21 protein-coding genes are annotated in these 20129 nt (G+C 69.7%); 8 read left to right on the top strand and 13 right to left on the bottom strand.

What is annotated here, in order from left to right; translation table 11 throughout:
* Positions 1-39: 39 nt before the first annotated feature.
* A complete protein-coding gene (locus MWM08_RS07620) occupies positions 40-579 on the bottom strand; it encodes a hypothetical protein (RefSeq protein ID WP_244458860.1) in 540 nt (179 codons plus the stop codon).
* Between the two features lie 102 nt (positions 580-681).
* Positions 682-1614: a DUF2493 domain-containing protein gene (locus MWM08_RS07615; RefSeq protein ID WP_244458859.1), complete on the bottom strand. Its 933-nt coding sequence runs from the start codon at positions 1612-1614 to the stop codon at positions 682-684.
* A gap of 593 nt (positions 1615-2207) precedes the next feature.
* Here MWM08_RS07615 and MWM08_RS07610 point away from each other — a divergent pair.
* The 5 genes from MWM08_RS07610 to MWM08_RS07590 are packed head-to-tail and all read left to right on the top strand — an operon-like array spanning position 2208 to position 5514.
* A complete protein-coding gene (locus tag MWM08_RS07610; RefSeq protein ID WP_244458858.1) occupies positions 2208-3041 on the top strand; it encodes a MurR/RpiR family transcriptional regulator in 834 nt (277 codons plus the stop codon).
* A 19-nt stretch (positions 3042-3060) separates the two neighbouring features.
* The gene (locus MWM08_RS07605; RefSeq protein ID WP_244458857.1) at positions 3061-3306 is read left to right on the top strand and encodes a YjiS-like domain-containing protein; all 246 of its coding nucleotides are present in this window, start codon (positions 3061-3063) and stop codon (positions 3304-3306) included.
* Complete coding sequence (locus MWM08_RS07600; RefSeq protein WP_244458856.1) at positions 3303-4055, top strand: COG4280 domain-containing protein; 753 nt, start codon at positions 3303-3305, stop codon at positions 4053-4055. Before MWM08_RS07605 ends, MWM08_RS07600 begins: the two co-directional genes overlap by 4 nt.
* Positions 4055-4288 (top strand): hypothetical protein, encoded by a 234-nt coding sequence (locus MWM08_RS07595; RefSeq protein ID WP_244458855.1) that lies wholly within the window; start codon positions 4055-4057, stop codon positions 4286-4288. Before MWM08_RS07600 ends, MWM08_RS07595 begins: the two co-directional genes overlap by 1 nt.
* Positions 4285-5514, top strand: coding sequence for an MFS transporter (locus tag MWM08_RS07590; protein ID WP_244458854.1), 1230 nt, complete (start codon positions 4285-4287; stop codon positions 5512-5514). Before MWM08_RS07595 ends, MWM08_RS07590 begins: the two co-directional genes overlap by 4 nt.
* A 137-nt stretch (positions 5515-5651) precedes the next feature.
* Here the strand turns inward: MWM08_RS07590 and MWM08_RS07585 are convergent, their stop codons facing one another.
* From MWM08_RS07585 to MWM08_RS07575, 3 genes are all read right to left on the bottom strand, one after another.
* On the bottom strand, positions 5652-6683 hold the full coding sequence (locus MWM08_RS07585) for a DUF7146 domain-containing protein (RefSeq protein ID WP_244458853.1): 1032 nt from the start codon (positions 6681-6683) through the stop codon (positions 5652-5654).
* Between the two features lie 62 nt (positions 6684-6745).
* Positions 6746-8878, bottom strand: a complete 2133-nt coding sequence (locus MWM08_RS07580) for a ParB/RepB/Spo0J family partition protein (protein WP_244458852.1) — start codon at positions 8876-8878, stop codon at positions 6746-6748.
* A gap of 175 nt (positions 8879-9053) precedes the next feature.
* Positions 9054-9884: an EamA family transporter gene (locus tag MWM08_RS07575; protein ID WP_244458851.1), complete on the bottom strand. Its 831-nt coding sequence runs from the start codon at positions 9882-9884 to the stop codon at positions 9054-9056.
* 126 nt (positions 9885-10010) lie between these two features.
* On the opposite strand from MWM08_RS07575, the gene MWM08_RS07570 reads away from it, so the two are divergent.
* Positions 10011-10520 carry an Lrp/AsnC family transcriptional regulator gene (locus MWM08_RS07570; RefSeq protein ID WP_244458850.1) on the top strand — a complete coding sequence of 170 codons (510 nt, stop codon included), beginning with the start codon at positions 10011-10013 and terminating at the stop codon, positions 10518-10520.
* Here MWM08_RS07570 and MWM08_RS07565 read toward each other — a convergent pair.
* Positions 10477-10857 carry a hypothetical protein gene (locus MWM08_RS07565; RefSeq protein WP_244458849.1) on the bottom strand — a complete coding sequence of 127 codons (381 nt, stop codon included), beginning with the start codon at positions 10855-10857 and terminating at the stop codon, positions 10477-10479. The genes MWM08_RS07570 and MWM08_RS07565 overlap by 44 nt on opposite strands.
* Entirely contained in the window at positions 10854-11822 is a 969-nt protein-coding gene (locus tag MWM08_RS07560) for an ArdC family protein (RefSeq protein WP_244458848.1), read from the bottom strand. Before MWM08_RS07560 ends, MWM08_RS07565 begins: the two co-directional genes overlap by 4 nt.
* An 11-nt stretch (positions 11823-11833) precedes the next feature.
* On the opposite strand from MWM08_RS07560, the gene MWM08_RS26460 reads away from it, so the two are divergent.
* Positions 11834-12334, top strand: a complete 501-nt coding sequence (locus tag MWM08_RS26460) for a helix-turn-helix transcriptional regulator (RefSeq protein WP_341482860.1) — start codon at positions 11834-11836, stop codon at positions 12332-12334.
* Here the strand turns inward: MWM08_RS26460 and MWM08_RS07550 are convergent.
* A complete protein-coding gene (locus MWM08_RS07550; protein ID WP_244458847.1) occupies positions 12300-13580 on the bottom strand; it encodes a tyrosine-type recombinase/integrase in 1281 nt (426 codons plus the stop codon). The two genes, MWM08_RS26460 and MWM08_RS07550, sit on opposite strands and share 35 nt — an antisense overlap.
* Before the next feature lie 317 nt (positions 13581-13897).
* Positions 13898-15478 (bottom strand): glutamine-hydrolyzing GMP synthase, encoded by a 1581-nt coding sequence (guaA, locus tag MWM08_RS07545; protein WP_244458846.1) that lies wholly within the window; start codon positions 15476-15478, stop codon positions 13898-13900.
* Positions 15479-15577: 99 nt separating this feature from the next.
* On the opposite strand from guaA, the gene MWM08_RS07540 reads away from it, so the two are divergent.
* Entirely contained in the window at positions 15578-15760 is a 183-nt protein-coding gene (locus tag MWM08_RS07540) for a hypothetical protein (protein WP_244458845.1), read from the top strand.
* Positions 15761-15763: 3 nt separating this feature from the next.
* On the opposite strand, the gene MWM08_RS07535 is transcribed toward MWM08_RS07540, so the two are convergent.
* From MWM08_RS07535 to guaB, 4 genes are all read right to left on the bottom strand, one after another.
* On the bottom strand, positions 15764-16342 hold the full coding sequence (locus MWM08_RS07535; RefSeq protein ID WP_244458844.1) for a GNAT family N-acetyltransferase: 579 nt from the start codon (positions 16340-16342) through the stop codon (positions 15764-15766).
* Positions 16339-17691, bottom strand: a complete 1353-nt coding sequence (locus MWM08_RS07530; protein ID WP_244458843.1) for an RsmB/NOP family class I SAM-dependent RNA methyltransferase — start codon at positions 17689-17691, stop codon at positions 16339-16341. Before MWM08_RS07530 ends, MWM08_RS07535 begins: the two co-directional genes overlap by 4 nt.
* On the bottom strand, positions 17688-18365 hold the full coding sequence (locus MWM08_RS07525) for a haloacid dehalogenase type II (RefSeq protein ID WP_244458842.1): 678 nt from the start codon (positions 18363-18365) through the stop codon (positions 17688-17690). The genes MWM08_RS07530 and MWM08_RS07525 overlap by 4 nt, the downstream gene beginning before the upstream one ends.
* Before the next feature lie 173 nt (positions 18366-18538).
* Positions 18539-20044 carry an IMP dehydrogenase gene (gene guaB, locus MWM08_RS07520; protein ID WP_244458841.1) on the bottom strand — a complete coding sequence of 502 codons (1506 nt, stop codon included), beginning with the start codon at positions 20042-20044 and terminating at the stop codon, positions 18539-18541.
* Between the last annotated feature and the right edge of the window lie 85 nt (positions 20045-20129).

The following is a 20129-nucleotide window of genomic DNA, read 5'->3' as shown; positions in this document are numbered from 1 at the left end:
CGGCGCTGATGTTCCCGACGAGGGCCGCCCACCTTGGGCTTAGCCTCGCGGTTCCGATGATGGCGCGGTCAGGCGTGCCGTAGAGGGCGATGGCAGGCGAGGCTGATCCGGTCCCGCCCCTTCGGCAAACTCTGCGTCACGACGGCCAACGGTGACCTGCATCGGCTGGGCGCCGGCGCCCGCGAACGCAGCCAGCTGGACGGCTGCTGAGACACCCACGACGAAGCCGCCAATTGCCGCGAACACGTGTCGCCAGGCTTCCGACGGCACGAGCAGCGCCGAGATCCCGAGCACCGCGTGGTAACCAGCCACGGCGGCCGGTACGGCGAACAGCAGCGCGATGACGGCCCGGAGGACGAGCGAGCGCACAGAGGCGAAGAGCAGTTGCGCGGCGAACAGCGCCACCACGCCCGCGACTAGGCCAACCAGCGTCGCGCCGATGACACCCGCGCCCGTCTCGAATGCCCACATGCCGATCGTCAGCGCGACGAAGAACGGCACGGCGTAGATGGCGAGCGTGAACAGCAGCACGAGCGCCGTGCCGAGGCCGAACAGGCTGACGACAATGCCGAGCGTCATGCGACCCTCCTCGGCCGAGGCGCGATGCTGCGCGCCGATTGTAGCGGATCGCGGGCGCGCAGCGGTTCGCCTTTGCGCGAGCGCATCGTCATGCGGGCGTCGCTACCCGCCGCCCCCGCGGAAGTCGAAGAGCGGGATGCCGAGGCGCTTCGCCTTGTCGGCCAGGTTGTCGGTGACGCCCGAGCCTGGGAAGACGATGACGCCGATCGGCAGCGTCTCGAGCAGCGCGTCGTTGCGCTTGAACGGTGCGGCCTTGGCGTGCCGGTGCCAGTCCGGCTTGAAGACGATCTGCGGCACCTTGCGATGGTCGGCCCAGCAGGCGGCGATGCGCTCGGCGCCCTTCGGTGTGCCGCCATGCAGCAGCACCATTTCGGGGTGCTTCGCGTGAACGCGGTCGAGCGCGGCCCAGATGCGCTGGTGGTCGTTGCACTCGACACCGCCGGCGAACGCGATGCGCACGCCTGCGGGCAGCAGCAGCTCAGTTTCGGCGCGGCGCCTGGCGGCGAGGAAGTCGCGGCTGTCGATCATCGCCGCCGTCATCGTGCGGCGGCTGACCATCGATCCCGCGCGCGGACGCCAGGCGGAGCCGGTGTAATGCTCGAAGTGCTCGGCGGCGGCGTCGCGGAGGAACTCGAAGGCGTTGCGGCGCTCGATGAGCGTGAGGCCCTGGGCGAGGAGGCGTTCCAGCTCGACGGAGCGGACCTCGGAGCCGTCCTGCTCGCGCTGGGAGCGCTGCTGCGCGGCCTCGTTGGTGTCGAGCTCGCGGCCGATGCGGTCGATGCCGCGATGGAAGAGGTTGACCAGCGACCAGAGCAGGTCAGGCAGGTCGGGCTCGAGGCGCGTCTCGCCGACGCTCGCGACGAGGGCGTCGAAGATGTCGGCGACGGCGCCGGAGAGGCGGTCGGGATCGGGCAGCGACCGCGGGTCGGGCTCGTCGGCGAAGGGGCGGTAGCCGTGGAGCTGGAGCTCGTCGAGCAGATGCGCGGTGGCGGAGGCGGCGTGGGTGGGTTCGGCGTCGTCGAAGCGGTCGGTCATGGCCGGGTCCTCGCTGTCACGGGCCGCGCCCATCGCGGCCTTCGTGGCGATCACCCGGCCGGGGGCGGGACGGACCGGCACCCGCAGGCGAAGCCGGAGGGCCGCAGCGCAGCGGAGGACGGCGGCGCGCGGCTTTCTTGCCTCGCGAGGAAGCGGCCCGTCAGGGCCGCGGGGAAGAAAGCTGCGCGACGGCGTTGCGGGGAGGGAGCGGCCCGGGCCCGATCGCCCGTGAGAAGGCCGTGGGCGCCGTGATCGGCGAGGAGCATGAGTTGAAGTGCTCCGCGTGGACGAAAGAATGCCGAGTCCAGGTCTCATGCCTGCCTCGACGCCTTCCCTGATGGACAACTGCCGCGTGCGTCCGCGGCGACGCGGGAATCGGGAAGTGAAATCAATCCACTGGATCGCGGATTTGTTGCCTTGCCAGGCGGTGCATCCGGGCAAGCAGATCGTCGCTCAGCATGACGGAGCATTGACTACATAAACGATTTTTCTGTAGCATTTACTGCGTTGAGGAGGGTCATATGCCGCGACGCGCGCCCCAATCATCGCCGACTGAGGCCATAGATCCCTTCGGTGATCGCCTCGGCGCGACCTTGTCCACGCTCTCCCCTGCCGCACGCCGCGTCGCGCGCTTCGTGGTCGAGAATCGACCACTGGCGCTGGCGCTGTCCGCCGCGGAACTGGCTGAGCGCACCGGCACCTCCGACGCGACCGTCGTTCGCACCGTCCAGGCACTCGGCTTCGCCGGCCTGCCCGACCTCAAGCGTGAACTCTCCGCGGCCCTTGCGGCACCCCAGGCCAATCCGGCCGAGGCCATGCGCACCACCCTGGCGGAGGCAGGCGAGGAATCCAGGCGCGCCGTGGACCTCGCCATCGACACGCAGCGTGAGGCGGTGGAGGCGCTGGCGACGCCGGAAGCGCGCGCCACGCTCCGTTCCGCGGTGGCGGCCTTGCATCCCGCGCGGCGCATCCTGGTCTTTGGACTTGGCCCCTCTGCGGCGCTGGCGCGCTACCTCGCGACGCTGCTCGCGCGTGCGGGCCGCACGACGCGGGCGTTGGATGCGAGCGGTATCGCGCTGGCCGACCAGATGCTCGACCTCGGCCCCGGCGATGCACTGCTCGTGCTGGCCTATGGCCGTGCCTATCGCGAGGTGGTGGCGCTGTTCGGCGAGGCCCGACGGATGGCGCTGCCGGTGGTCCTCGTGACCGACAGTCTCGACCGATCTCTGGCACGGCACGCCGATGTTGTGGTGCCCGCCCGGCGCGGGCGCACACGCCGCGTCGCGCTGCATGGCGCGACACTGGTGGCGCTCGAGGCCATCGCCCTCGGTCTTGCGGCGATGGATGGCGAGCGTGCGCTGGCCTCGCTCGACCGTCTCAACGACCTCCGCGCAGCCATTGCCGGAGGGCGCCATGATGTGGGCTGACACCGCCCCGGCTTGGCTGATGGCCATGCTCGGCGTCGCGGATCGCAGAGCGCCGCGCCGCTGGCCGCCGCCGCGCCTGCCCATGGAAACCCCGGCCGAGCGCCTGGCGCGCCATGCCACTGACCGCCGTCGCCTGGCCCGGCTGGACGACCGCCTGCTGGACGACGTCGGCCTGACCCGCGACGCGGTCGAAGCCGGCATCCCCTTCCAGGATCCGCTCACCCAGCCCCGCCTCACGCATCAGAACTGGAGCCGCAAGCCATGACCTGGATCGAACTCGCCCCCACCGTATCGGCTGCCTTCCTCGCCTCGCTCGTTGAATGCGTGGAAGCGGCGACCATCGTGCTGGCCGTCGGCACCGTGCGCGGCTGGAAATCGGCCTTCGTCGGCACCGGCCTGGCGCTCGCGGCGCTGGTCGTGCTCGTGCTGGCGCTCGGTCCGGCGCTCTCGCGACTGCCGGAGCAGGCGTTGCAGCTCTTCGTCGGCGTCTTGCTGCTCCTCTTCGGCATGCGCTGGCTGCGCAAGGCGATCCTGCGCGGCGCCGGCATCATCCCGCTGCATGACGAGGAGGCGATCTTCAAGAGCGAGACCGCTAACCTGAAACTGGCGCGGACCACCGAGCGATGGGGCGTCGATCCCATCGCCATGGCCACGGCCTTCAAGGGTGTGCTGCTGGAAGGAGTCGAGGTGGCCTTCCTGGTGCTGGCCGTTGCCGCTGGCAGCCCCGCGCTGATCGGCCCAGCCGCGTTGGGCGCCCTCGCCGCGGCCCTGCTCGTGACGGTCGCCGCGGTCGCGATCCACAAGCCGCTGGCGCGCGTGCCCGAGAACACGCTCAAGTTCGCCGTGGGCGTCCTCATCTCTGCCTTCGGCATCTTCTGGACTGGCGAGGGCATGGGCATCGAGTGGCCAGGCCACGACCTGGCGCTGATCGGGATCGCGGTGGTCCTGCTGGGTGCGGCGCTGCTCGCCGTCCGGCTGGCCGCAGCGCCTGCGCAACCGATGGAGGCACGCTGATGGGAACGCTTCGCGCCATTCTGCACGAGATCGTCGGCCTGTTCGTCGATGACGGCTCGCTCGCCCTGGCCCTGGTCGTCTGGTGCGCGCTGGTCGGGCTGGTGATGCTGGCCGTACCCGGCGTCACGATGGCAGCGGCGGGGGCTGCGCTGCTGGCGGGGTGTATCGCCATCCTGCTGGTCAACGTCGTGACTGCCGCCCGCAAGCGTCGAGGCGCCAAGGCCGCGACGTGACGGCACCCACTCCGGGTGGCGGCAGCGAGGCTGCGCGGCCTCGCCTGCCGCGCAGCATCTGGGCGCTTGGCTTCGTCTCGCTGCTGATGGACGTCTCCTCGGAGATGATCCATGCCCTGCTACCGGTCTATCTCGTCGTCGTGCTCGGCACATCGACCATGACGGTCGGCATCATCGAGGGCATCGCCGAAGCGACTGCGGCGATCACCAAGGTCTTCTCCGGCGCGCTCTCCGACCGCCTCGGCAAGCGCAAGCTGCTCGCCGCCACCGGTTACGGCATGGCGGCTTTGACCAAGCCGATCTTCCCGCTCGCAGAGACGGTGGGCTGGCTGATCGGCGCTCGCTTCATTGATCGCATCGGTAAGGGCATCCGCGGTGCCCCGCGCGATGCACTGGTTGCCGATCTCGCGCCGGCGGATATGCGCGGTGCCGCCTTCGGGCTGCGCCAGGCGCTCGATACGGTGGGCGCCTTCGCAGGACCGCTGCTCGCCATCGCGCTGATGTGGTGGACCGCGGACAATTTCCACTTCGTCTTCTGGGTGGCCGTGATCCCGGCGGTTGGCGCGTTCCTGCTGATCCTTTTCGCGGTGCAGGAGCCGGCGCGACCGCCCGGCCTGGCTAAGCCGCGGGTGCCACTTTCGCTGGCGGAGTTGCGACGGCTGCCGGCCGCCTATTGGTGGGTCGTCGCCGTGGCCGGTGTCTTCACGCTGGCGCGGTTCAGCGAGGCCTTCCTGGTGCTGCGCGCGCAGCAGGCTGGCCTGGCGCTGGTTCTTGTGCCCGGAGTGCTCGTGCTGATGAACGTGGTCTATGCGCTCTCAGCCTATCCCGCCGGGGTGCTGGCCGACAGGATGGACCGCGGAAAGCTGCTCGCGCTTGGGCTGGGCTGCCTGATCGCCGCGGATCTGACGCTGGCCGCCTTCGATGGGCTTGCCGGCATCGCCCTCGGCATCGCGCTGTGGGGACTGCACATGGGGCTGACACAGGGACTGCTCTCAACGCTTGTGGCGGACACCGCGCCAGCTGCCCTACGCGGCACGGCATTCGGCATGTTCAACCTCGCCTGCGGCGTCGCCATGTTGGGCGCCAGCGTCCTGGCTGGGGCGCTGTGGGATTGGTTCGGCCCGGGCGCGACATTCCTGGCAGGCGCGATACTCGCGGCGGCGGCGCTGGTTGGTCTCTTGCGGCTGCTGGGTCGCTTCGGTATTGCGAGCGGTCAGAGCAAATAGCCTGCCGTGCTTGCGAAAAGCGCCCTATAAAGAAGCTTGAGAACTAAACGTCGCGCCCGGTTCAATGTTTCGATTGAATTTGGCTGTGGACGGGCCCAACGATGGTTGCGTCAATGCGATGGACGCCTCGGCTGACGTCAGCCAATTCCGGTAGGCGATAGGCAGACCGTATCCTCAGGTGCGATCTGAACGCGCACCCAAGCGGCCAACTCCAGAGGGCCGATCTGGCGCAGATCGCTGTTGAAATCATCCGAACGCGGGCACACGTCGATGGGCTCAATTCCCGCTCGCCAAGCCCACTCGGTCAGCATTGCAGCAGCGCGGATGCCTGCGTGGTCGCCGTCTTGTGCAGCATAGAGTCGGCGCAGTCCAGGCGGCAGTGCCAGTGCCACGAGATGGTTTGCTGACAGTGCGGCGATCATCGGGAGCTTAGGCATGACGCAGCGCAGAGCGAGCATCGTCTCGATGCCCTCGCCCACGGCGACGACGTCCTGCACGACGCCAAACCGCACACCATTCCCAAGCAGCCGCCCTATCGCGCGCCGTGGCGTCGCGACCGGCGCCTTGCCGCTGCCGTCGCGCGCGAGCCAGGTGCGGTGCACGCCGGTGATCGTGCCGTCGAGGTCCGTCACTGCGGCGAGCATTGCGGGCCACGTCTCGACCGGCGCATTCTCTTCCGCGCGGTAGTAGCAGCGCGGGTGGAATCGCAGCGCCGGCAGGTCGTCCAGGTAGGTGATGCCGCGCGCGCGCAGATAGGTCTCCGCGAGCGTCCCCTTGATCGGCTGCCCGGCGTGGAACAGCCGACGCGCCGCATCCGGCGAGCCGGCCGCGACCGGCGCGCGTGGCTCCGGCCGCTGTGGTGGCGGCAGGCTCAGGAACCGCCGCGCCTCGTCCAGCACGTCGCGCAGGCTGTCGAGGCCGCGCGCCCGGGCGATCAGGTCCAGCAGGTCGCCGTGCTCGCCCGTCGCCGCGTCGGTCCACTTCCCGGCGGCGCCGCGACCGGTGTCGGGCCCGTACAGCCGTACGAACAGGCTGCGCCCCGGCGTGTTCGCGACATCGCCCACGGTCCACCAGCGCCCCTCGCGCCGGCCGTTGAAGAGGTAGTGGCGGCAGACTGCTTCGGCGTTGCGGGCCAGGCGGCGCGCGATCGCTGCGGCATCCTCGCGCATCGGTCCCTCCATGAAGATGCGGGCCCGCCTTGCGACGGGCCCGCGAGGTGCAGGGAGGCCGGTTACTCGGCGGCGATCGCGGCGGTGGGGATCGCCGCGGGCTCAGTGTCCTCGGCCGGCGGCGCCGAGGCGATGGCCTGTTCGCCGCCGTCTGCCGCCAATTCCGCTTCGCCGTCCGGCGCCGCCTCGGTCTCCGGCTCCACCGCGGCGAAGACCTGGCCCGGCGTGCGCAGCGGCTCGGGAACCCAGCCGGTATCGGCGAGGAGCTCCTCCGCCGCCGTCGCCATCTCCGCCTTCTTCAGGCCGGCGAGGCGCTCCGCCGCCCGCGCGCCGCGCGCCTCCCGCACGGTGGCGAGGATGCGGCCCTTGGTGACGCGGCCGAGATAGGCCTCCGCCGTCGGCCGCCAGCCGACCGCGGCCATGTCGAGGCTGACGGCCTCCGCGATCCGGTCGGCATGCGCGATCGCCTTGGGCCGGCGGTTGTAGGCCTCGTGCACCGCGTTGACCGTCAGCCCGACGCAGTGTGCGAACAGTGCCTCGCGGCTGTCGGCGTCGAAGCCGGCAAGGACCGACCAGAGCTCCCCCGGCTCCTGCGGCATCTGCGCCTGCCAGCGCGCGTGGCGGGTCTCGATCGCGCGCGCTGAGGCGGTGTCGGTGAGGCCGGGCGCCTGGGCGGAGAACAGCGCGCTCTTCGGCTCGATCTCCAGGCAGGAGTCGAGGCCGTAGCGGTAGAACAGCCTCAGGCAGAGCGCGTGCAGCGCAGCCAGGAAGGCCGTCTGCGGATCGGCGGCGAGTGCATCACGCAGCGCGAGGGTGCGGTGCGCGGTGAGCTCCATCAGCAGCCGGTCGGGCAGCGGGCGGATGCCCTCGTCCTCCTCCGGCGGCTCGGCAGGCGGGGCGGCCGTGCCGGAGTCGGGCTCGTCCGTGGTCTCGCCCTCCGTCTCCGCATCGGCCGAGGGCTGGCCGGCCCCGACCTGCTCCTGCTCTGGCTCGGCCGCGACCGGCGGCTCGTTCTCCGGCCGGACATACCCGCGCTCGACGCGCAGCGCGCCCGAGCCGTCGATGCTGACGAAGACGCCGGCGCGTGACATCTCCCCGGGATCGTAGGTGACGGGCCGGTCTTCGAAGGCGGCGAGCGCCTCCTCGATCTCGGCCAGGCGCCGGTCAGTTTCTTCCGGCACCTCGTCGGCCTCGGCGGATTCCTGCTCCAGTCGGTCGAACTCGGCCTGAAGCGCATCGCGCCGCGCCGTCTCCTCCTCGGTCAGCGGCTGCGCCTCGCCGACCAGGCGGCGCTGGCCGTAGGTGTGGCCGTAGGGGAAGTCGGGCGCGACCTCGACCCAGCGCCAGCCCTCGGCGCGGATCGCCTCAGCCTCGCGCTCCAGCCGCTCGCGCGCGAGCCGGTCGAGCAGCCCGGCATCCTGCCACCAGCCGCCATCGTCGGGCTGGAACAGGTCACGCAGGATCAGCCCGCCCGCCGTCTCGTAGGCCTCGGCGCCGACGAAGCGCGCGCGCTTGTCGGAAGCACGGACGGCGCCCTCGGTCAGCAGGCGGCGGATCTGGTAGGGCTCCTTCGTGTAGGAGCGTTGCAGCGCCTCCCACACCTGCTCCTGGCGCTCATGGTCGGGGCTGACGGTGAAGGCCATCAGCTGCTCGAGCGTCATGCTGTCCTCGGCGTAGAGGTCGAGGAGGCGCGGCGAGACGGCGGCGAGGCGCAGCCGCTGCCGGACAACGCTACCCGAGACGAAGAAGGCCGCGGCGATGTCCTCCTCCGAGCGGCCGCGCTCGCGCAGCGCCTGGAAGGCGCGGAACTGGTCGAGTGGGTGCAGCGGCGCGCGCTGCACGTTCTCGGCGAGGCTGTCCTCCTCGGCGATGCCCTCGGTGCGGATGATGCAGGGGATCGGCGCGGTGCGGGCGAGGCGCTTCTGCTTCACGAGCAGTTCCAGCGCACGGTAGCGGCGGCCGCCCGAGGGGACCTCGAACATGCCGGTCTCGCGGCCGTCATCGCCCAGCACGGGGCGGACGGTGAGGCTCTGCAGCAGGGTGCGCCGGGCGATATCCTCGGCCAGCTCCTCGACGGCGATGCCGGCCTTGATGCGGCGGACATTCGCCTGGCTGAGGACGAGGCGGTTGAAGGGGATGTCACGCGACGCGGAGAGCGCGACCTTGGGGGCGGACTTCGAAGTGTTGGTCGACATGGGGGGGTTCTCCATGACGGGCCGGCCGGGAGCCTCTCTCCCGACCCTCAACCCGTCACGAGGACCGCCTCGGCCCTCTTACTCTGACAGCATCGACTGGGTCGCAGCCCCCGGTCACGCGCAGGCACTGCGGACCGCTGGGCCGCCCGGCGCTTCTTTGCCGGCACCGCCGCCGCTACTTCTCTGACCTGTGCAGGGCAACGCCTACGATGACCAGCCCGATACCCGCCACCTCGATGGGCGTGGGCACCTGCCCCAACACAAGCAGGCCGATCGCCGCCGCACTCGCCGGCAGCAGCGACAGCAACAGGGCGAAGGAGGCGCGCGGCAGCCGGCGCATGGCGAGTTGATCGCAGACGTAAGGGATGACGGAGGAGGACACACCGACGCCGACCGCAGCCGCGAGGAGCCAGAAGTCAGCGAAAGCGGGCGCGGCCTCACGCACGCCGAAAGGCAGCGCGGCTACGGCAGCGACGAGCATGGACAGCGCGAGGCGGTCCACGCCCGAGACGCCGGCGCCGCCCGCGGACATGCGGTGGCCAAGCAGGATGTAGAGCACGAAGAGGGCACAGTTGGCGAAGGCGAGGAGGTAGCCGAGCGGCTCGCCCGCGAGCCGCGCGTCCGTCAGCAGCCAGACGCCTGCGACGGCGAACGACAGCGCGGCGAGGTTGCGGCGCGAGCGGAAGCCGAGCGCGGCAAGCGCAATTGGGCCGAGGAACTCGATGGCACCGACGGTAGCGAGCGGCAGCCGAGCGATCGCCTCGTAGAAGGCAGTGTTCATCAGAGCAAGGACCGCGCCCATCGCGGTCACCACCCACCGATCGCGGGCGGGCAACGCCGCCCAGGCGCGCCAGGGTCGGCGCCACAGTGCAAAGACGAGCCCAGCGCTGGCAATCCGCAGCCACGCGACGCCCGGCGGTGCGAGGCTGGCGAACAGCAGCACGGCAAAGCTGGGGCCGAGATAATGGAACACGGCGCTGACGACGAAGAAGGCGTGCGGGGGCACGCGATCAACGAGGGTCGGAGCCGGCGGGGTTAGAGCGGACACGGAGACATAGTCGCATCCGAGTGGCGCGTGCTACATACCGAGACGAAGGCCAATCTATGCTTTTGGCTTCGAGACGGAGGAAGAATGGCCGCAAACGGCACCGCCTCGGAATTGCTATCCGATGCGCGCAACGTCGAACTGCTGCAACTGCTATGCAATGACCCACGCATGGGGATCGCGGACCTCGCGCGCCGCGTCGGCATGTCGGCACCTGCCGTGCGCGAGCGCGTCCTGCGGCTGGAGGAAGCCGGCGTCATCCGCGGCTGGCGGCTCGAGCTCGATCCGGTGGCCCTCGGCTACCCGGTCTGCGCCATCGTGCGTGTTCGGCCGGCGCCGGGGCAGTTGCCGAAGGTGACGGAGCTGGCGCGAGCGATTCCCCAGGTCGTGGAGTGCCACCGTGTCACGGGCGAGGATTGCCTTGTGCTGAAGGTGCACCTCCCGTCGATCGAAGGGCTCGACGCGGTGCTTGATCGGTTCCTTGCGCACGGCCAGACAACGACGAGCATCATTCAGAGTACGCCTGTGCCGCCGCGGGGCTTGCCCTTGCCGCTTAGCATTCCTGATCATCGCGGCGCTGTTCGGCGGAAGAAGTGACGGCGTTGGGGCCCGATGAGGCTGCGCGCTCACGCAAGTAGGTCAGCAATTCCGCACCACGCCACGACGAGCCATGGAGGTCAGCTGACCAGGAGAACCACGGCTCCTCGGGGTGTCCCTCCGCATCGCTCGCGACGTCGATGACGCGCCAGCCGTCGTGTTCCTGTGCCGCGAGCCACGCGCGGCAGGCCTTAGCATCCGCGGACTCCAGCTCCAGCCCGGACCAGTCATCGTTCACCAGGGCGGTCGCCCAGGATGCCGGCGCGACGATGGTCTCGATCTCCCAGATCGTGCCGCGGGCGTCGCGCACGGTACGGCTTCGCCCGTCGCCGGTCACGACACCACCTCCGCCGTCTCAGGGTCCCCGCATACAGGTTCTGCCTCGGCGGCGAAGGCGAGCAGGAAGTCAGCCGTCTTCGACGCCGCGCTCGCCGCGCGGACGATCGCGCGATTGTCCTCGCGCAGCACCTCCAGCCAGGAGCCTATGTAGTCGGCGTGGCGCACACTCGGCACGATGCCGAGCGCGGCGCAGGTGAAGGCCGCGGTCATCTCGGCGACCAGCTCCTCCTGCGCATACTTCTTCGAGCCGAAGCTGTTGGCGATTTCGCGGCTGAGGCGCGACGCATGCCCCGTCCAGTGACCGAGCTCATGCAGCGCGGTCCGGTGCCAGTCGATCGGCTTGAAATAGGCCTGCGGCGGCGGCACGCGGATGAAGTCGCCGAGCACGTCGTAGTAGGCGCGCTCCCCGCCGATGCGAAGATCGGCGCCTGAGGTCGCAATCAGCGCCTGGACCCGCGGCTCGATGAGCGAGGTATCCGCAGGCGGCGCCGTCGCGGTGAGCTCGGGCGGCAGGCCATCGCACTGCTCGACATTGAAGACGGTGAAGCGCTTGAGGAAGTGGATCGCGCGGGCGTCCGTGCCCGTCTCCTGCGCGCGCTGCCGCTCCTCGCCGGGAATGAACCGATCGGCGTAGACGACGGTGGTGCCACGCTCGCCCTTGCGCACGCTGCCGCCCAGCGCGAGCGCTTGGCGGAAGGTGAGCCAGCTCTGGCCGGTGTGGCCGCGCTCGACGACGGCACCCCAGAGGATCAGCACGTTGATCCCGGAGTAGCGTCGGCTGGTCGCGGCGTTCTTCGGCAGGGCCAGCGGCGCGGCCACGCCCGAGGTTCCCCAGGGCTGGACCCAGGGCAGGCGCCCGGCCTCGAGTTCGCCTATGATCTTTCCGGTGATCTCGTCGTAGAGGTTCGCGCGGTCAGCCGAGGCTCGGCCGCTCGGGGCCGGCCGCGTCGCGGAGCGGGTCATGGCGGTTCTCCATGACGGGACGGCCGCGAGCCTCTCTCTCGGCCCCGAAACCCGTCACGGCGACAGCCGCCAAACTTTCACCCTCTTCGGCGCGGTCAGACGTTTGCGTTGCCAGCGGATCACCATCCGATTTGCACGCAGCGACGCGACGCGGCACTACGGCGTTCAATCTCGGCTTTTCTCTGCTCGATAGATGCCGCTGCATGGCAATAGCGGTCGTCACGGAGTGGCACATGTCCGAAAGTCAGCGCAGCGTCCCCGCCCTTCGCCGCACTCTTCGACGGCACGAGCTTCGGGATCTCGTCCCGCTATCGGACACGACGATCTACGAGATGGAGCAGCGGGGCGAATTTCCACGACGGTTCCATCTGACGCCGCGTTGCGTAGCTTGGGACTATGCAGAAATCGCAGCATGGCTCGCGGAGCGGCGGCACGGCGCTGACCATGGTGCGTCAATGCGCGCGCCAATACCCGATGTCAGGATGCGGCGGACGCGGCCAGTGAAGGCATGACGTCAGTGGGCCCAAGCTGCATCGTAGGCGGATAGAGCGTGGGCACCCGCTTCTGGCCGCTGCACCATGCGTCGATCATGTCCGCCCACTCCTGGAGCATGTGTCGACGCTGCGGCTCATACTCCGCCTTGTTGTAGACACCGCGCGACGATCGATTGTCCTCATGGGCAAGGCTTTTCTCGATCCAGTCGCTGTTGAAGCCGAGCTCGTTCAGCAACGTCGCGCCAGTGCGCCGCAGGTCGTGCACCGTGAAGGCGCCCAACGGCAGCCCGCTGGTCTTCGCACGCCCGACAACCGCGTAGATGACGCGATTGAAGGTCGCACGGGACATCGGCTGGTCGGCCTCATAGCGAGAGGGCAACACATACGGTGAATTGCCAGCGCAGGTTTTCAGCGCGACCATGATGTCGAGTGCCTGTCGCGCGAGATAGACGTTGTGTGCGCGCGAGCGCTTCATGCGCTCCTTCGGAATAGTCCAGACAGCGTTCTCAAAATCTACCTCGTCCCAGGTCGCATCGAGCAGCTCGCTTTTGCGCACCATGGTCAGGAGAATGAGGCGGAGCCCGAGCCGTATGGTCGGCAAGGTTGCGACGTGTTCGATCTGGTCGCACAGAATGCGGATCTCCGACGGCGAAAGCGCGCGATCCTTCGGCAAGAAGGTCGCGATTGATGCCGGCCCCACTTCGTCAGCCGGGTTCGCGATCTTCTCGCCATGCAGGATCGCGTGGCCGTAGATCTGCTTGATGATGTCGCGAACATGGATCGCGGTTGCGGGCGCGCCTCGCTCCTTCACTTTGGCGCAGAGCCCGCGCAGGTCGTCAGGCGTGATCTCCGAAAGGAACCTGTTCTTCCACGTTGGTAGGATGTCTCGGTCGAAGATTGCCTTGCGCATGGCCCTCGTACTCTCGGCCATTCGCGCGCCCTCGAACCAGCGCTTTCCGGCGGCCGCGATGGTGAGTGCTTCTGCAGCGCGGCGCTTCGCGCGCTGCTTCTCCTGCGCGGGCGACTGTCCACCCGCAACGATCTTCCGAGCAATGAGGCAGCGCTCGCGGGCTTCGGCGAGCGTCAGTCCGCCAAGTCCGTAGGCGCCGAGGGTCAGCGTTTCGCGGCGCCCGTTCAGCCGATAGTCGTAGCGGAACGAGATCGCTCCTGACGGCAGGACCGCGACATACATACCGTCACGGTCAGCAACCTTGTACGATTTATCTTTTGGTTTCAGCCGCTTGATGGCGATATCGGTTAGCATGGCATCCTCCTCAGCGACTATGCTACGCCCCGCTCGGGAGCCGTCCATACCGTCAGAGTCGATACCGTCAAGTCTATCCAAATTCTCAATAAATTCAGCGCTTTACCTGTGAAAACTGGATCGAGCTTGATGGATCTCCAGGCTGGTAAGCTTTAACACGCCGACACTACCCGCCAGTTGATACCGTCAATGATGCCGTCAGATCAACTCGCTTGCGCGCGATAGATCGCGAAGCATATCACCAGGTAATCTCAATAATTTTCGCTACTTAGCGCCGTTGGCGCGATAGGTCTCGAACCATGCCGAAGCCTATCGCATCATTCCCACTCGATCGTCCCCGGCGGCTTGCTCGTGATGTCGTAGGTCACGCGGTTCACGCCGCGTACCTCGTTGACGATGCGGTTCGCCACCCGCCCCAGGAACCCCATGTCGAAGGGGTAGAATTCCGCCGTCATGCCGTCCGTGCTGGTCACCGCGCGCAGCGCGCACGCCATGTCATACGTGCGCCCATCGCCCATCACGCCCACCGTGCGCACCGGCAGCAGCACCGCGAAGGCCTGCCAGATCGCGTCGTACAGCCCGGCGTTGCGGATTTCTTCCAGGTAGATGCTGTCCACCTTCCGCAGCAGGTCCGCCTTCTCCCGCGTCACCTCGCCCGGGATGCGGATGGCCAGGCCCGGCCCCGGGAAGGGGTGGCGGCCCACGATCTCCTCCGGGATGCCGAGCTCGCGGCCGAGTGCGCGCACCTCGTCCTTGAACAGGTCGCGCAGCGGCTCCACCAGCTGCATGCGCATGCCCTCGGGAAGGCCGCCGACATTGTGGTGCGACTTGATCGTCACCGACGGCCCGCCGGTGGCGGACACGCTCTCGATCACGTCCGGGTACAGCGTGCCCTGCGCCAGGAAATCCGCGCCGCCGAGCTTGTTCTGCTCCTCCTCGAACACCTCGATGAACAGCCGCCCGATGGTCTTGCGCTTCAGCTCGGGGTCGGTGACGCCGGACAACTGGCCAAGGAACAGGTCGCTCGCGTCGCGATGAATCAGCTTGATGTTGAAGCGGTCGCGGAAGGTGGCCACCACCTGCGCCGATTCATTCGCGCGCATCAGCCCGTGGTCCACGTAGATGCAGGTCAGCTGGTCGCCGATCGCCTCGTGGATCAGCACCGCCGCGACCGAGGAATCCACACCCCCCGACAGCCCGCAGACCACGCGCCCGGACCCGACCTGCGCGCGGATGCGCGCGATCGCCTCGGCCCGGAAGCCGGCCATGGTCCAGTCGCCGGTGCAGCCGCAGATGCCGTGGGTGAAGTTGCGCAGCAGCGCCGCGCCATGCGGGGTGTGCACCACCTCGGGGTGGAACATCGTGCCGTAGAAGCGGCGCGCATCGTCGGCGATGACCGAGAAGGGCGCGCCCTCGCTGCTGGCCACCGACCGGAAGCCCGGCGGCAGGGCGGTGATGCGGTCGCCATGGGACATCCACACCTGCTCGCGGGCGCCTGGCGCCCACACACCCTGGGTGATGGCGCATTCGCCGGTCACGTCCACGAAGGCGCGGCCGAATTCGCGGTGGTCGGACCCTTCCACCACGCCGCCGAGCTGCGCCGCCATGGTCTGCTGCCCGTAGCAGATGCCCATCACCGGCACGCCGAGCGTGAAGACGAAGTCCGGCGCGCGAGGGCTCGCTCCCTCGTTCACCGAAGCCGGCCCGCCCGACAGGATGATGCCCTTCGGCGCGAAGGCGCGGATGCGGTCCTCGGGTGCGTTGCTGTAGGGCCAGACCTCGCAATAGACGCCCGATTCGCGCAGGCGCCGCGCGATCAGCTGCGTCACCTGGCTGCCGAAGTCGAGGATCAGGACGTGGTCGTGGCGGGGGGCGGGGGAAGCGGAGGGGTCGGCCATGGCGGCGTGAAGCACGGCCGCGCGAGTCGGGCAAGACGGCGCGGCGCAACCAAACCCCGTCCCCGCGCGCTGCGGTCCTGGAATGGATGGAGGACCGCGATGACCACGCTGATCGTCATCATCGTCGTGTTGCTGGTGTTCGGCGGCGGCGGCTTCTGGGGCTACCGGTCCGGGCACTACGGCGTCGGTGGCTTCGGCGGCATCCTGGGGCTGCTGCTACTGGTGCTGCTGGCCTACCTGATCCTGGGCGGCGGATACGTGCGCGGGCCGGCGCTGCCCTGAAACTCAGCCCTCGCGCGCCGGCGTCGTCGCCGCCAGCAGCGCCTCGATCGGGTCCCACACGAAGGCGGTCTGCTCGACCGCCTGGCCGCCCACGCGGATGCCTTCGCGCGCCGCCTCGCGCCCGCCCAGGTGGTTGTAGAACCAGCGCGTGGGGTTCTCGCGCAGCACCCAGAGCATGGCCGATCGGCAGCCCATGACGCGCAGATGCGCCCCCATGGCGCGCATCAGCCGTCGCCCCGCGCCGCGTTCCCGCCAATCCTCGAGAAGGTACAGCGTCTCGACCTCGCCATCCGCGATGCCCGGCCGGCGCGCCCGCCCGCCCGAGGCGAAGCCCACCACCGCCGACCCCGCAACCGGTCCGGCGGTCGGCGCCTCCGCGCCGCCGGCCACGGCCACGAACACGGCATGCCCCTCGCGCCGGTCCAGGATGGCGCGCTGGTAGAACCCCGCGAGCCGCACCGCCGACAGGGACGCGAGATAGGTCTCCGGCAGGATCCCGGCATAGCTCGACCGCCAGACCTGCGCATGGATCTCGCCGATCGCCGGCGCATCCGCAGGCCGCGCGCGGCGGATGCTGATCACGCCGCGCGCTCCAGCACCGCGCAGAAAAAGCCATCCGTCCCTTGCGCGCCCGGTGACAGGGAAAGCCAAGGCCCGGCGCAAGGCGCCGCCACCCCCGGCAGCAGCGCACCCCACAGCCCATCGAGCGGAACCGGCGCGAAGCCCGCGGCCTGCGCCAGGAAACGGTCCATCTGCGCCTCGTTCTCCTCTGGCAGCAGGGAGCAGGTAGCGTAGATCAACCGGCCGCCCGGGCGCACCAATTCTGCAGCCCTGACGAGAATATCATGCTGCACCGCCACCAACTCGGCTAGGTCGGCCGGCTGGGTGCGCAGCCGTGCATCCGGGTTGCGCCGCCAGGTGCCCGTGCCGGTGCAGGGCGCGTCCACCAGCACGCGGTCGAAGCTGCCCGCGCGGCGCTTCGCCCAGCGGTCGCCGGGTTCCAGCAGGTGGCGCTCGGCATTGTCCACGCCCGCGCGCTTCAGCCGCTTCGCAGCCCCCTCGAGCCGCGCGGCCGAGGTGTCGCAGGCCGTGATCTTCCCGCGATTGCCCATGGTCGCGGCCATGGCCAGCGTCTTGCCCGCCGCGCCCGCGCAGTAGTCGGCCACGCGCATGCCAGGCCGCGCATCCGCCAGCAGCGCGATCAACTGGCTGCCTTCGTCCTGCACCTCGACCAGGCCTTCGCGATACGCCGCGGCACCCGTGATCGGGCGGCGCGCCGGCAGGCGCAGCCCCCAGGGAGAGAAGGGCGTGGGCGTGCTGCCGATCCCCTCCCCGGCCAGCAGCGCCGCCGCGCGCCCGCGGTCGGTCTTGAGCAGGTTGGCCCGCAGGTCGACCGGCGCATCGCCTTCCAGCGCCGCGGCCTCGGCCGCCAGCGCATCGCCGAAGCGCTGCCGGAACGATGGCAGCACCCAATCCGGCAGGTTCAACCGCGGCCCGTCGGGCATGGCACGGTCCACCAGCGGCCGACCGGCCAGCGCCGCCGCGGCGCGCCGTTCCCCGGCGTCGAGCACCGGCGGGCCGTAATGCGTGCCATCGAACACGGCCTCGGCGGCCTGGCGCGTGCGGCCGTGGTCATCCCCCGCGCCCGACTTGTCCCCATCGAGCAGCATCCGCGCCAGCACCAGCAACCGCGGCGTCGCCGCCATGCCGATGCGCGACAGGTGCCAGTCCAGCCGCAACCGCTGCCGCACCACGCCCCAGGCCATCTCGGCCACCGCGCGCCGATCTCCGCCACCGATGAAGCGGCGGTCACGGAAGAAATCCGCCGCCACCGCATCAGCCGGGCGCCGCCGCGCGCCGGGGGCGAAGCATTGGTCCTCGAGCGCGCCCAGCAGCGCGATCGCCGCCGCCACCCGTGCCGAAGGGGTCACGCGATCAGGTCTTGCAGGCCGGAGAGATCGCGCAGCACCGGCACGCCCGTGGCCGCCAGCCCGTATTCATCCGGCGCATCGGCCCGGTTCACCCGCACCACGCGCATGTTGAACGCATGCGCCGCCTGCGCGTCCCAGGCATTGGCCGAGATGAACACCAGGCGGTCCGGCGGGCAGCCATATTGCCTGCTGGCCAGTCGATACACACGTGGGTCCGGCTTGAAGACGCCCACCTCCTCCACGCTCAGCACCTCGTCGATCAGCCTGGCGATGCCGGCATGGGCCAGCGCATCGGCCAGCATGCCCGGCGTGCCGTTCGACAGGATGGCGGTGGAGATGCCCTGTTCGCGCACGGCGCGCAGCATCTCGGGCACTTCGGGATAGGCAGGCAGCACGCGGTAGGCCTCCATCAGGTCGCGCGCCAGCGCGGCATCGGCAATGCCGTGCCGCGCCAGCACGAAGGCCAGCGCATCGCGGGTGCACAGCCAGAAATCCTCGTGATGGGCCGCGCCGGTCAGGCTGCGCACCCAGGTGTATTCAAGTTGCTTCGACCGCCATTCGGCCGACAGCAGCGGCCATCGGTCGCCCAGCCGCGGCGCATGGGCGGCCATGGCGGCATCGATGTCGAGCAAGGTTCCATAGGCGTCAAAGACGACCGCTTCGGGCGCGGACATGGCAGGCGTTCCCAGGCACGTGAACCGCCAGGATGGCCCGGAAGACCGCGCCGCAACAAGCGAGTCCCGCCCGGCCCGCCTCCGCGCGCCCTGGCCCGCGGCGACCCCTCGGCGCGCCTGGGATCGCGCTCAATCTCGCCCGATCGGATGAACCGCTCCGACTGGAGGCTACCCTACCCCTCCGCGCGATAGTTCGGCGCCTCCCGCGTCACCGCCACGTCGTGCACGTGGCTCTCACGCAGGCCGGCCCCGGTGATGCGGCGGAATCGCGCATTGGCCTGCAGGTCAGGGATGGTGGCGCAGCCCGTATAGCCCATGGCCGCGCGCAGGCCGCCGACCATCTGGTGCAGCACCGCGCCGACCGGGCCCTTGTAGCCGACCCGACCCTCCACGCCCTCGGGCACCAGCTTGAGGCTGTCCTGCACCTCGGCCTGGAAGTAGCGGTCCGCCGACCCGCGCGCCATGGCGCCCAGCGAACCCATGCCGCGATAGGATTTGTAGGACCGGCCCTGATACAGGAACACCTCGCCCGGCGCCTCGTCCGTGCCAGCAAACACGCTGCCCATCATCGCGCAATCGGCTCCGGCGGCGAGCGCCTTGGCCAGGTCCCCGGAGGACCGGATGCCGCCATCGGCAATGGCCGGCACGCCGCGTTCGCGCGCCGCCGCGGCCGATTCCATCACCGCCGTCAGCTGCGGCACGCCCACGCCAGCGACGATGCGCGTGGTGCAGATGGACCCCGGGCCGATCCCGATCTTGACCGCATCCGCCCCCGCATCGATCAGCGCCAGCGCGCCCTCCGGCGTCGCGATGTTGCCGGCCACCACCTGCACGGAGTTGGACAGGCGCTTGATGCGCTCGACCGCTTCCATCACGCCGTGGGAATGGCCGTGGGCGGTATCGACGACCACCACGTCCACCTCGGCCGCGACCAGCAGTTCGGCGCGCCTCAGCCCGTCCTCGCCGACCCCCGTCGCGGCCGCGACGCGCAGCCGGCCCATCGCATCCTTCACCGCATTCGGGTTGGCGTGCGCCTTGTCCATGTCCTTCACGGTGACCAGCCCGACGCAGCGGAAGGCATCGTCCACCACCAGCAGCTTCTCGATCCGGTGCTTGTGCAGCAGGGCGCGGGCCTGGTCGGGCGTGACCTCGGGGCCGGCAGTGATCAGGTTCTCGCGCGTCATCAACTCATAGACCCGCAGGTTCGGGTCGGTGGCGAAGCGCACGTCGCGGTTGGTGATGATACCGACAAGCCGGCCCGACCCACGCTCGACCACCGGAATGCCGCTGATGCGGTGCCGGTCCTGCAGGGCGCGGACCTCGGCCAGGGTCTGGTCGGGGTGCACGGTCAGCGGATTCACCACCATGCCCGATTCGTACTTCTTAACCTGGCGCACCTGGGCGGCCTGGTCCTCGGGGGACAGGTTCTTGTGGATCACGCCAATGCCGCCGGACTGCGCCATGGCGATCGCCATGTTCGCCTCGGTCACGGTGTCCATCGCGGCCGCGATCAGCGGGATGTTCAGCGTGATCTCCCGCGTCATGCGCGTGCGCGTGTCGGTCTGGGAGGGCAGGACGGTGGAATAGGCCGGCACCAGCAGCACGTCGTCGAAGGCATAGGCCTCCTCGATCCGGCTGAGGCCAGTGCGGGACGACGGGGGGGTGGTGTCGGGGGCCATGGGGGACCTTTCGGTGTCCGTACCTTGGCGGCCCTCCTTAGTCGTGTGAGGGGGCGGCGGCAAGCGCGGGAAAAAGAAAGGTTGG

Source organism: Roseomonas fluvialis, assembly GCF_022846615.1.
GTDB classification, from domain to species: domain Bacteria; phylum Pseudomonadota; class Alphaproteobacteria; order Acetobacterales; family Acetobacteraceae; genus Neoroseomonas; species Neoroseomonas fluvialis.
This window is presented reverse-complemented; position numbering and strand designations above follow the sequence as displayed.

What these genes read in the sequence shown, in the direction of transcription:
- MWM08_RS07620 (WP_244458860.1), bottom strand. Translation starts at nt 579, where the DNA reads ATGACGCTCGGCATTGTCGTCAGCCTGTTCGGCCTCGGCACGGCGCTC.
- MWM08_RS07615 (WP_244458859.1), bottom strand. Translation starts at nt 1,614, where the DNA reads ATGACCGACCGCTTCGACGACGCCGAACCCACCCACGCCGCCTCCGCC.
- MWM08_RS07605 (WP_244458857.1), top strand. Translation starts at nt 3,061, where the DNA reads ATGGCCATGCTCGGCGTCGCGGATCGCAGAGCGCCGCGCCGCTGGCCG.
- MWM08_RS07600 (WP_244458856.1), top strand. Translation starts at nt 3,303, where the DNA reads ATGACCTGGATCGAACTCGCCCCCACCGTATCGGCTGCCTTCCTCGCC.
- MWM08_RS07595 (WP_244458855.1), top strand. Translation starts at nt 4,055, where the DNA reads ATGGGAACGCTTCGCGCCATTCTGCACGAGATCGTCGGCCTGTTCGTC.
- MWM08_RS07585 (WP_244458853.1), bottom strand. Translation starts at nt 6,683, where the DNA reads ATGCGCGAGGATGCCGCAGCGATCGCGCGCCGCCTGGCCCGCAACGCC.
- MWM08_RS07580 (WP_244458852.1), bottom strand. Translation starts at nt 8,878, where the DNA reads ATGTCGACCAACACTTCGAAGTCCGCCCCCAAGGTCGCGCTCTCCGCG.
- MWM08_RS07570 (WP_244458850.1), top strand. Translation starts at nt 10,011, where the DNA reads ATGGCCGCAAACGGCACCGCCTCGGAATTGCTATCCGATGCGCGCAAC.
- MWM08_RS07560 (WP_244458848.1), bottom strand. Translation starts at nt 11,822, where the DNA reads ATGACCCGCTCCGCGACGCGGCCGGCCCCGAGCGGCCGAGCCTCGGCT.
- MWM08_RS26460 (WP_341482860.1), top strand. Translation starts at nt 11,834, where the DNA reads ATGACGGGACGGCCGCGAGCCTCTCTCTCGGCCCCGAAACCCGTCACG.
- MWM08_RS07550 (WP_244458847.1), bottom strand. Translation starts at nt 13,580, where the DNA reads ATGCTAACCGATATCGCCATCAAGCGGCTGAAACCAAAAGATAAATCG.
- guaA (WP_244458846.1), bottom strand. Translation starts at nt 15,478, where the DNA reads ATGGCCGACCCCTCCGCTTCCCCCGCCCCCCGCCACGACCACGTCCTG.
- MWM08_RS07540 (WP_244458845.1), top strand. Translation starts at nt 15,578, where the DNA reads ATGACCACGCTGATCGTCATCATCGTCGTGTTGCTGGTGTTCGGCGGC.
- MWM08_RS07525 (WP_244458842.1), bottom strand. Translation starts at nt 18,365, where the DNA reads ATGTCCGCGCCCGAAGCGGTCGTCTTTGACGCCTATGGAACCTTGCTC.
- guaB (WP_244458841.1), bottom strand. Translation starts at nt 20,044, where the DNA reads ATGGCCCCCGACACCACCCCCCCGTCGTCCCGCACTGGCCTCAGCCGG.